This window comes from Azospirillum sp. B506, from assembly GCF_000333595.1.
In the GTDB taxonomy this organism is placed as follows: Bacteria; Pseudomonadota; Alphaproteobacteria; order Azospirillales; family Azospirillaceae; genus Azospirillum.
Window position 1 is genome coordinate 1 of record NZ_BADK01000790.1, and the last position, 8,761, is coordinate 8,761.

Sequence of the window (8,761 nt, forward strand, 5' to 3'; positions counted from 1 at the left end):
TCCCGCTGACGAGCCGCGCCGGGCCGCCGGGATGTGGGGCAGGATGCTGGTCGCGACCAGCACCATGATGGCGCCCCCGGCCAGGCCCGAGACGAAGCGCCAGCCGAAGAACCATGCCAGCGACAGCGGATAGGCGCAGGCGATGAAGGCGAGGGACGTCGCCAGCATCAGCAGCCGCAGCAGCGCCCGGTTGGGCAGCAGCCCGGCCAGCGGCCGGCCGAGCAGTGCGCCGGCCAGATAGCCGGCGAAATTGGCCGCCCCCAGCGTCACGGCGTCACCGGCGGAGAACCAGTGCGCCTCGATCAGCGACGGGACCAGCGGGGAATAGGCGAAGCGTGCCAGCCCGATGGCGACGAGACTTCCCGACATGCCGGCGAGTGTCGCCATCCAGGCGGCCCGGTCCAGACGATCCTTATCGAGATGGCCCTTGTCCAGCTGGTCCTTCGGGCGGTCTGCCGTCACGGCGGCCGATTGTGTGCTCATGGTCGTGCGTCCCTGTTGACGGCGCCGCGTCTGCGGCCCGCCCGGTTGCCGGGAAGACTGGGAATGATGGGTTCGAGCGTGGGCGGGATCAGGAATCCGGCATCGGCGGCAGCCCAAGGCTGGCCAGGGCACCGCGGGCCGCCCCTTCCAGCAGGCTGCGTTCGGGGCGGACGCGGGCGAGGACGCGGATGCCCAGCAGGCTGGAGAACAGCAGGCGGGCCGCGTCGTCGACGTCGATGCCGGCGGGAATCTCGCCGCTCTGCCGTCCCTTGGCGAGGCAGCGGCGGAAGAAATCCTCGATGGTCGTCAGTTCCGCGTTCAGGAAGTCGCGCATGTCCGGATCGGCCTGCGTGACCTCCAACGCGGAATTGACCAGCAGGCAGCCACGACGGCAGCCGTCGCCGAGCGAGCGCTCGATGCTTTCCCGCAGAAAGCCGGCGATGGCCGCCGCCGGGGATGGAGCCGCCTCATGCCGGGCGATGCGCGCGCGCAGCGAACCGTCCAGGTAATGCTCCAGAGAGCGGCGGAACAGCGCCCGCTTGTCGCCGAAGGCGTTGTGGATGCTGGCGAGCGTCATCTGCATGCTCTCCGCCAGCTCGCGGGTGGAGGTCGCTTCGTACCCCTGGGTCCAGAAGCGGTCCACCGCCGCGTCCAGAACCGCCGTCTCATCGAACTTCCGCGGCCGAGCCATCGATTCCGCCTCCCGATCCATATTTTAGATCATATGATCCAAAACATAGCTGCGGTGGCGCCGGGGTCAAGGCGTTTTGTCGGCATGCAACGCTGCCCTGCCCTGCAACGACGCGGCCTCTCACTCCATCATCGCGCCCAGCCGGCGACCGTAGGCGGCGATGGCCGCACCGGCGGGGTGACGTTCCTCATTGTAGGCGTGGAGGGCGGCGTCGATGTCCCGATGGGCCGACAGCTGCCGCGCCAGCGCCATCGCGTCGCCCGCCGCCTTGGCGACGCCCATCGCCGTGTGGGGGCGGACCACGAAGGCGGCATCGCCCAGCAGGGCCACCCGGCCGCGCGTCATGGCCGGCACCTCGTAATCGAAGATGGCCTGGACGAAGGGTCGGGGTTCCGCCGCGACGGCCGCCGCGAAGGGCGGCGGCAACAGCCCCGCCGCATCCTGCCGCAACCTTGCCGCCAGCTCCTCCGGCACCTGCCCCGGCGCCAGCGAATGGGGGTGACGGCGGCCCTTGGCGTCGGTCAGCAGCGCCGGCAGCTGGGCCGCCTCCACCCGCCGGTACCAGACCCAGTTGTAGCGCCGCGCCCCGACCGCCGTCTCCGCCGCCGGCCCGGTGACCAGATAGCCCAGCGTGTGCGATTGCGGCCTGTCATAGAAGGCGAAGCGGTCGAGCAGGACGGCGGACTCCGCCGGCAGGTCGCGTTCCGGCACCAGCCCGCGCCACGCGACATAGCCGGCATAGTCGTTGGCCGCGTGCTTCCCCACCACGGTGCAGCGGACGATGGAGCCCAGCCCGTCGGCGCCGATGACCAGATCGGCCTCCTCCCGGCTGCCGTCGTCGAATTGCAGGCTGGCGGTGGCGTCCTCCTGTTCCACCGCCAGGACGGCGCGGCCCAGGGCGTAGGCGTCGTCCGGCACCTTGCTCCGCATCGTGGCGTACAGATGATCCCAGGAGATCTGCATCTGCGGAATCGCCTGCCGCTGCCGGATTTCCCCGGCGCGGTCGAGAAAGATGCGCTCGCGGGCGACGACGCCGACCTGCGCCACATGCTCGCAGCCGACCGCGCGCAGCAGGGCGAACAGGTCGCGCTGGCCGACCAGCCCGGCGCCGCGGCCGGCCAGCCCGCCGCTGGACCGCTCATAGAGGCGGACATCATGCCCGTCCTGCCGCAGCAGGGCGGCGGCGAACAGACCGCCGACCGAGCCGCCGACGATCCTTACACGCAAAGGCTTCATGACCTTTTCCCTCCTACACCTTTTCCCTCCTACACCGGCCCGATCGCAGCCTTGAGCCGCTCCGGGCTGAGCGGCATGTCGCGCAGCCGCACGCCGGTGGCATCGGCGATGGCGTTGGCCAGGGCGGCGGCCGTCGGCCCCTGTCCCGCCTCGGCGGTGCCGAGGAAGGGGGCGCCGGGACGGTCCATCACCACCACCTCGACCGAACCCGGCACATCGTCGAAACGCAGGATCGGATAGCTGCTCCAGTCGAAGCTGGCGCGGCGGTCGGCGGCAAAGCGCACCGCTTCCCGGCCGGTCCAGCTGAGCGACTGCACCATCGCCCCCTCGATCTGGTTGCGCACGCCGTCGGGGTTGGCGGGCTGGCCGCAATCCACCGCGGCGACCGCCCGGCGGACCAGCACCCGGCCGGTCTCGCGGTCGACCTCCACCTCCAGCGCCACCGCGCAATAGGCGCCGAGATTCTTGTAGCGGGCGAAGGCCATGCCGCAACCGCGCCGGCCGTCGCCCTTCGGCCGCCTCGACCAGCCGAACCGGTCGGTCGCCGCCTGCATGACGTCGCGTGCCCGCTCGTCCTGCATGTGGTCGAGACGGATCGCCAGCGGGTCGATCCCCGCCCCGGCGGCCAGCTCGTCCAGCATGCTCTCGATGGAGAAGACGTTCAGATGCGCTCCCAGCGACCGCAGGGCGGAGACGCGCGCCGGCATGTCCTTCAGGAAATGATAGACGACATGGGTGTTGGCGAAGCTGTAGAGCGGGTTGGAGTTGCGGCTGCCGTCGCCCTCCGGCATCGGGATCGGCTTGCCCTCGGGGACGGGAAAGGGCGGGTCGGCCTCGTTGCCGGCCAGCACGCCGCCGGCCCCGACCGGGCGGTTGTTGTGCGGGTTGCTCCAGACCGCATGGCGCCAGGAGACGATGCGGTTGTCGGCACCCAGGGCCGCCTCCAGCTCCGTCATCATGCCGGGGCCGAGCGGCTCCCAGCCGAACTCCTGCTCGCGCATCCATTGCAGGCGGATCGGCCGGCCGGGCACCGCCCTGGCGATTACCGCCGCGTCGGCCGCGACGTCGTCGGCGCCGTTCTGGCCGTAGCAACCGGCGCCCTCGGCATGGATGGCATGGACCCTCTCCGCCGGCAGGCCGAGCAGCTCCGCGACCACGCGACGGACATCGAAGGTGCCCTGGCTGTGGGTCCAGACCGTCATGGTGCCGTCCACATAGTGGGCGATGGCGCAGGACGGGCCGATGGAGCCATGGCTGATCCAGGGCCGGGTGTAGCGTGCCTTGACGCTGCGGACCGCCGGTCCCGCCGGTTCGCTGGTGTCCATGATCGCGATATCGCGGGCCGGCAGAGCCGCCAGCGTCGCGGCCACGGCATCGCCGCTGCCGTCCGCCGGCAGGGGTGGCGATGCCGGGCGCCCGTAGGCAGCCCGCTGCAGGTGGCGCATCGCCTGGATCGCCGTCCATTGCCGCTCCGCCACCACCGCCAGGAAGCCGCCCTGCCGGACGACCGTCACCACGCCCGGCATGCGGGCGACGCCGTCGAGATCGGGCGCTTGCAGGCTGGTCCCGGCGCTGGGGCCGCGGACGACGCGGGCGTGCAGCATGCCGGGCAGGCGCATGTCGTGCAGGTAGGCGGCACCGCCGGTCAGCTTTGCCGGGATGTCGACCCGCGGCAGCTCCCGCCCCAGCGTGCGGTAGTCGGACGGCTTGCGCAGCGGCGCGTCGGGCACCGCCTGCATATGCAGCGACAGCCGCGCCGCGACCTCACCATAGGCGAGGACCCGGCCGTCCGGTGCGTGCAGCCTGCCGTCTCCCCCGGTGGTCACCTCCTCGGTGGGGACGCCCCAGCCGCGCGCCGCCTCGGCGGCCAGCAGCATGCGGACATTGGCGGCGGCGTTCTGGATCGCCGTGCCGCTGTCCTGCATGGAATGGCTGCCGGCGGTCAGCCCTTCGTCCGGTGTGCGTTCGGTGTCGGCGGTGACCAGGGTGACAGTGGCGGGCGGAACGTCCAGCTCCTCCGCCGCCACCTGGGTCAGCGCGGTGCGGATGCCCTGGCCCAGTTCCACCTTGCCGGTGAAGACGGTGACCCGGCCATCGCCGTCGATGCGGATCCAGGCGTCGAGCCAGGGGGTGGATTTCAGGCTGCCCTTCAGGTCGGGCGCCAGCACGGCCGGGCCGGCACCGCCTTCCCCACCCCCGGCGAGCTGGGCGAAGGCGCGCGGCGCGAGGGCGAAGGACACCACCAGGGCGCCGCCGGCCAGAAAACCGCGGCGGGAGAGGCTCGACAGGGCCGGGCTCATCGCCGCACCTCCTGCGCCGACTGGGTGCCCTTGCGCAGGGCGACGGCGCGGCGGATGGCGCGCAGGATGCGCATGTGGGTGCCGCAGCGGCAGAGGTTGGTCTGCATATGGGCGCGGATCTGCGCCTCGTCGGGATCGGGGTTGCGGTCGAGCAGGGCCTGCGCCCGCATGATCATCCCGGCGATGCAATAGCCGCACTGCGCGGCCTGTTCCGTCTCGAAGGCCTGTTGCAGCAAGCCGGGCGCCCCGGCGCTGCCCAACCCCTCGACCGTGCGGATGCGGCGCCCGGCAACGGCACCGACCGGCGTCAGGCAGGAGAAAGCGGGCTTGCCGTCGATGTGCACGGTGCAGGCGCCGCACTGGCCGAGGCCGCAGCCGTATTTCGCCCCGTTCAGCTCCAGATCGTCGCGCAGAACATAGAGCAGCGGCGTCGCCGGATCGACGTCCAGCGCATGGTCGGCGCCGTTGACGGTGAGGGTGACGGTCATGGCTGGGACTCCTCCTGGCGGACGGTGGCGGCTGCCGTCTCCAGCGCGGTCCAGGCCGGACGGTCGCTGAAGCGGGACCGCAGATAGGCGGCGAGGTCGGCAACCTGCGTGTCGGTCAGGCTGGCGGCGAAGGGCGGCATCGCCGGTCCGGCGGGGCCGGTCGGGGCATGGAAGCCCTGCAGGATGGCCCGGATCGCGTTGTCCGGCCGATCGAGCTGCAGGGCGGTCACCGTCGACAGGCCGGGACGCCCCTGGGTCATCATCGGGGCACCGTCCTCGTGGCAGCCGGCGCAGGCCCCGGCGAACAGGCTGGCACCGGCCGGATTCACCCTGGCCGCCTCCGCCGTACGCTCCGGGAGCGCGGGCGTTTTCGGAGCGGTTCCGGGACGATCCGCCGACAGCGAGGCGATGTAGGTGGCGATGGCGCGGACATCGGCTTCAGGCGCGCGGGACAGGCCATGCACCACCGGTCCCATCGGCCCGGCGGCGGCGCCATGGCGGCCGTCCACCCCGGTGCGCAGATAGGTGAAGAGGCTGTCCGCCGTCCAGGGCACCGCCGCCGGGCTGGAGCCGTTCAATGCGGGTGCCGCCCAGCCTTCGGCCAAGCCGCCGGAATAGGCCTTGGTGCCCGTCTCCTCGGCACCTGCGAGGTTGCGCGGGCTGTGGCAGCCGCTGCAATGGCCCAGCCCCTCGGCCAGATAGGCGCCGCGGTTCCACGCCGCATCGCGGTCCGGCCGCGGGGTGAACTCCTCCTGATGCAGGAACAGCAGCTTCCAACCGGCCAGAAGCGGGCGGAAGCCCAACGGGAAGATCAGGTCGTTCGCCCTGGCCGGTGCCACCACCGGTGCGCGCGTCATCAGGAAGGCGTAGATGGCGTCCAAATCGCCGTCATGCACCTGCCGGTAATGGTCGTAGGGCAAGGCCGGATAGAGGTGGCTGCCGTCACGCGACACCCCGTCGCGCATGGCCCGCTTGAAGGCGTCCGTCGACCAGGTGCCGATCCCGGTTTCCGGGTCCGGCGTGATGTTGGTGGAATAGAGCGTGCCAAACGGTGTCGCCAGCGCCCGGCCGCCGGCATAGGGCACGCCGCCGTCGGCGGTGTGGCAGACGATGCAGTCGCCGATGGCGGCCAGCGCCGCGCCGCGGGCCAGCGTCTCCGCCGGGAAGGTCTCGACTTTGGGCGGGGAAACCGGTGGCAGGCCGCTTCGGTAGGCGATGCCCAGGAAGGCGCCGATGCCGACGAGGCAGACCAGGACGCCGCCGGCAACCCATCTGCCTGCCGTCCCTCTGCCTGCCCTCCAGGGGGCCCATCGGGTTCGTTTCATGCTGCACCTCCTCCGGTCCGTCGAAGGCCCCGCGGGGCTTGCGGAATGTGCAGGGATGGTGCCGGATCCCCCGGCCTCGCTATTGAAGATAGAGAACCGGATTTTTTGAACAAAACCCGCATCCGCCGACTGCCGCCTGCCGTCCTCTCCCATCCGCCACCCGATTCAGTCATTGACCCGATCATAACTGTTATATAGCATAACAATATGCTTGCGGATTGATCCGCTGCCGACGGCAGCAGGACGGATTGGAGAATCCCATGGAACATGTGTCTGTTGCCGCGCCGGCCGACCTGCTGATCGGCGGCCGGACGGTTGCCGCGACCGGCGGGCGGCGGTTCGAACGGCGCAACCCGATCACCGGCGGGGTGGCGACGGTGGCCGCCGCCGCATCGGCGGCCGATGCCGGAGCGGCGGCGGAGGCAGCGCTGGGTGCCTTCTCCGGCTGGTCGGAAACCGGGCCGAACACCCGCCGCGCGCTTCTGCTGAAGGCCGCCGATGCGCTGGCCGCCCGCGCCGACGATTTCGTCGCGGCGATGGCGGCGGAGACCGGCGCCACGGAAGGATGGGCGCGCTTCAACGTGATGCTGGCCTCCTCGATGATCCGCGAGGCGGCGGCGCTCACCACCCAGATCGCCGGAGAGGTGATCCCCTCCGACAAGCCCGGCTGCCTCGCGATGGCGGTGCGCCAGCCGGTCGGCGTCGTCCTGGGCATCGCGCCGTGGAACGCCCCGGTGATCCTCGGCGTGCGCGCCGTCGCCACCGCCATCGCCTGCGGCAACACCGTGGTGCTGAAAGCCTCGGAGCTTTGCCCGCGCACCCATGCGCTGATCGGCCAGGCCTTTCAGGAGGCCGGCCTGCCGGACGGGGTGGTCAATGTCGTCACCAACGCGCCGGAGGATGCGGCCGAATTGGTCAACGCCCTGATCGACCATCCCGCAATCGCCCGCATCAACTTCACCGGATCGACCCGCGTCGGCCGGCTGATCGCCCAGCGGGCGGCGGCACAGCTGAAGCCGGTGCTGCTGGAGCTGGGCGGCAAGGCGCCCTTCCTGGTGTTGGACGACGCCGACCTGGACGAGGCGGTGAGGGCCGCCGCCTTCGGCGCCTTCTTCAACCAGGGCCAGATCTGCATGTCGACCGAGCGGATCGTGCTGGACGCCAGGGTGGCTGACGCCTTCCTGGAGAAATTCACCGCCAAGGCCGCCACGCTGGTCGCCGGCGATCCGCGCGCGGGGCGCACGCCGCTTGGGTCGGTGGTGGATCTCGGCGCCGCCCGCCATGTGCAGGCGCTGATCGACGACGCGGTTACCAAGGGGGCGGTGCTCCACCGCAACGGCACGCCCGACGGCACGCTGCTGCCGGCGGCGATCCTCGACCATGTCACGCCGGAGATGCGGATCTATGCCGAGGAATCCTTCGGCCCCGTCGTCACCATCATCCGCGTCGAGGGCGAGGAGCAGGCGGTCGCCGTCGCCAACGATACCGAATATGGGCTGTCGGCCGCCGTCTTCACCCGTGACACGGCGCGCGGCCTGCGCGTCGCCCGCCGCATCCGCTCCGGCATCTGCCATGTCAACGGCCCGACCGTGCATGACGAGGCGCAGATGCCCTTTGGCGGCGTCAAGGCCAGCGGCCATGGCCGCTTCGGCGGCAAGGCCGGCATCGACGCCTTCACCGAACTGCGCTGGATCACCGTCGAGACCCGGCCAGGCCATTTCCCGATCTGACGCACGACTGGCGTCCCCGGGGCGTCCCGACGCCTTATCAAAGACCATCAGGAGGATTTTTCCCATGACGACGCAGCAGCAGACCACCCCCCAGCCGGACATCGCCGAAGACGTGGTCTCCGTCGAATTCGACAATGGCGTCGCCTGGGTCACGCTGAACCGGCCGGACAAGCGCAACGCGATGAACCCAACGCTGAACGCCCGCATGCTCGGCGTGCTTGACGAACTGGAAGTCGACGACCGCTGCCAGGTGCTGGTTCTGACCGGGGCCGGCGAGTCCTTCTCCGCCGGCATGGACCTGAAAGAGTATTTCCGCGAGACCGAGGCGAAGGGCCACATGGCGACCCGCCGCGCCCAGCGCGAGTCCTATGGCTGGTGGCGCCGCCTGCGCTGGTTCGAGAAGCCCTCCATCGCCATGGTCAATGGCTGGTGCTTCGGCGGCGCCTTCTCCCCGCTGTTCGCCTGCGATCTGGCGGTGGCCGCCGACGAGGCGCAGTTCGGCCGTCGG

At 71.0% G+C, this 8,761-nt stretch carries 8 protein-coding genes; 2 read left to right on the top strand and 6 right to left on the bottom strand.

From position 1 onward, the window contains the following. The 6 genes from I71_RS24820 to I71_RS24845 all read right to left on the bottom strand — a co-directional run. The coding region (locus I71_RS24820; protein WP_244434036.1) for a YbfB/YjiJ family MFS transporter at positions 1-483 on the bottom strand (483 nt) is incomplete at its 3' end. 88 nt (positions 484-571) lie between these two features. Next, a complete protein-coding gene (locus I71_RS24825) occupies positions 572-1,174 on the bottom strand; it encodes a TetR/AcrR family transcriptional regulator (RefSeq protein ID WP_042699996.1) in 603 nt (200 codons plus the stop codon). Positions 1,175-1,294: 120 nt separating this feature from the next. After that, entirely contained in the window at positions 1,295-2,410 is a 1,116-nt protein-coding gene (locus I71_RS24830; RefSeq protein WP_042699977.1) for an FAD-dependent monooxygenase, read from the bottom strand. A gap of 29 nt (positions 2,411-2,439) precedes the next feature. Further along, complete coding sequence (locus I71_RS24835; protein ID WP_042699980.1) at positions 2,440-4,710, bottom strand: molybdopterin cofactor-binding domain-containing protein; 2,271 nt, start codon at positions 4,708-4,710, stop codon at positions 2,440-2,442. Next, on the bottom strand, positions 4,707-5,198 hold the full coding sequence (locus tag I71_RS24840) for a (2Fe-2S)-binding protein (RefSeq protein WP_042699983.1): 492 nt from the start codon (positions 5,196-5,198) through the stop codon (positions 4,707-4,709). Before I71_RS24840 ends, I71_RS24835 begins: the two co-directional genes overlap by 4 nt. Further along, positions 5,195-6,523, bottom strand: a complete 1,329-nt coding sequence (locus I71_RS24845) for a c-type cytochrome (RefSeq protein WP_042699987.1) — start codon at positions 6,521-6,523, stop codon at positions 5,195-5,197. Before I71_RS24845 ends, I71_RS24840 begins: the two co-directional genes overlap by 4 nt. Before the next feature lie 260 nt (positions 6,524-6,783). Here I71_RS24845 and I71_RS24850 point away from each other — a divergent pair, with 260 nt between their 5' ends. After that, positions 6,784-8,253, top strand: a complete 1,470-nt coding sequence (locus I71_RS24850; protein WP_085940784.1) for an aldehyde dehydrogenase — start codon at positions 6,784-6,786, stop codon at positions 8,251-8,253. 64 nt (positions 8,254-8,317) lie between these two features. Continuing rightward, positions 8,318-8,761, top strand: a 444-nt coding sequence (locus I71_RS24855) for an enoyl-CoA hydratase-related protein (RefSeq protein WP_042699990.1), incomplete at its 3' end; no start/stop codon positions are given.